The organism is Kitasatospora sp. NPDC091257, assembly GCF_044757675.1.
In the GTDB taxonomy this organism is placed as follows: domain Bacteria; phylum Actinomycetota; class Actinomycetes; order Streptomycetales; family Streptomycetaceae; genus Kitasatospora; species Kitasatospora lactacystinica.
In genome coordinates, this window is the sequence record NZ_JBIVVI010001548.1 from 1 (window position 1) to 1,767 (window position 1,767).

2 protein-coding genes are annotated in these 1,767 nt (G+C 72.4%); one reads left to right on the plus strand and one right to left on the minus strand.

Annotation, left to right across the window (positions count from 1 at the left end; all coding sequences use genetic code 11):
* Positions 1 to 106 precede the first annotated feature (106 nt).
* Positions 107 to 1,108: an ornithine carbamoyltransferase gene (gene argF, locus ACIQOV_RS40155; RefSeq protein WP_401055913.1), complete on the plus strand. Its 1,002-nt coding sequence runs from the start codon at positions 107 to 109 to the stop codon at positions 1,106 to 1,108.
* 94 nt (positions 1,109 to 1,202) lie between these two features.
* On the opposite strand, the gene ACIQOV_RS40160 is transcribed toward argF, so the two are convergent.
* Positions 1,203 to 1,767, minus strand: a 565-nt coding sequence (locus tag ACIQOV_RS40160) for a superoxide dismutase (RefSeq protein WP_401055915.1), incomplete at its 5' end; no start/stop codon positions are given.

Here is a 1,767-nt window from a genome sequence, read left to right on the forward strand (position 1 = left end):
GGGAGCCCCCGTGGGCTCCCCTTCTCCGGCCCGCCTCTGTATAGAAATTCCGGGCATCGTATAGACTTGCTGCTTTCCCGTAGTCCCGTCACCCCAGGAGCCCGGCATGGCCTTCAACCTCCGGAACAGGCACTTCCTCAAGGAGCTCGACTTCACGCCCCAGGAGTTCCGCTTCCTGGTGGACCTCGCCGCCACGCTCAAGGCGGCGAAGTACGCGGGCACCGAGCAGCCCCGGCTGCGCGGCAAGAACATCGCGCTGATCTTCGAGAAGACCTCCACCCGTACCCGCTGCGCCTTCGAGGTCGCCGCCCACGACCAGGGCGCCACCACCACCTACCTGGACCCCGCGGGCTCGCAGATCGGCCACAAGGAGTCCATCAAGGACACCGCGCGGGTGCTCGGCCGGATGTTCGACGGCATCGAGTACCGCGGCCACGGCCAGGAGGTCGTCGAGGAGCTGGCCGAGTACGCCGGCGTCCCGGTCTGGAACGGTCTGACCGACGAGTGGCACCCCACCCAGATGCTGGCCGACGCGCTCACCGTCACCGAGCACACCGCCAAGCCGCTGTCCGAGGTCGCCCTCGCCTACCTCGGCGACGCCCGCTCCAACATGGGCAACTCGCTGCTGGTCACCGGCGCCCTGCTCGGCATGGACATCCGGATCGTCGCCCCGCGCGCGCTCTGGCCCACCGAGGAGGTGCAGAAGTCGGCACAGGCCCTGGCCGGGACGACCGGCGCCCGGATCACCCTGACCGAGGACGTGGCCGAGGGCGTGGCCGGCGCCGACTTCCTCTACACCGACGTCTGGGTCTCGATGGGCGAGCCCAAGGAGGTCTGGGCCGAGCGGATCGAGCTGCTCAAGCCGTACCAGGTCTCCATGGACACCGTCCGGGCCACCGGCAACCCGGACGTGAAGTTCCTCCACTGCCTGCCCGCCTTCCACGACCTCGGCACGGTCGTCGGGCGGCAGATGCACGAGGCGACCGGCATGACCGAGCTGGAGTGCACCGACGAGCTGTTCGAGTCGGCGCACTCCATCGTGTTCGACCAGGCCGAGAACCGGCTGCACACCATCAAGGCGGTGCTGGTCGCCACCCTCGGCTCCTGACCGGCCCCGACCCGGCCCCGACCCGGCCCTGACCGGCCCGGAGGCCGCGGAGGTCGCGGAAGCCGCCGGGCCGGGGCCGGCTCGGCGCCCGGCCTCAGTCGTCCAGCTTGACGCAGGCCACCCGGTCGCCCGCCGCGTGCGGGCCGGCCGGGGTGCCCGCGTGCAGCACCAGCGAGCGGGCCTCGCCCGGCCGCGGCTGCCAGGCCACCGCGGTGGTGGCACTGCCCCCGCCCCGCCCGTCGGTGCGCAGCACCAACCGCAGTTCGTTGCGCTCGTTGGCGTACACCGGGTCGCTGGACGGCTGCACCGGGTCGACCTCGTCCTGGTAGTGCGGCCCGGAGGAGGCCGGGTCGGCCCCGCAGCCGCCGGTGTGCAGGTGCACCGGGAACTCGTGGTCGGGGGCGAGCCCGGAGGCCGTCAGGGTGAGCACCGTGCGTCCGGGCATCGAGCGGTCGGTGACGATCCGAACGTGCGAGCCGTACGGCACCAAATCGCTCGCGTAGCTGATGGCGGCCGGCGGGACGAAGGCGGTGGCCGGGTCGAAGTCGGCCTCGACGACGGAGACCGGCGAGGTGGCGGGGACGAGCAGGGCCAGTGGCAGCAGGGCGGCGGCGAGCGGAGCGGTCATCGGGACGGGGCCTTCCACGGGCGGGGCGGGG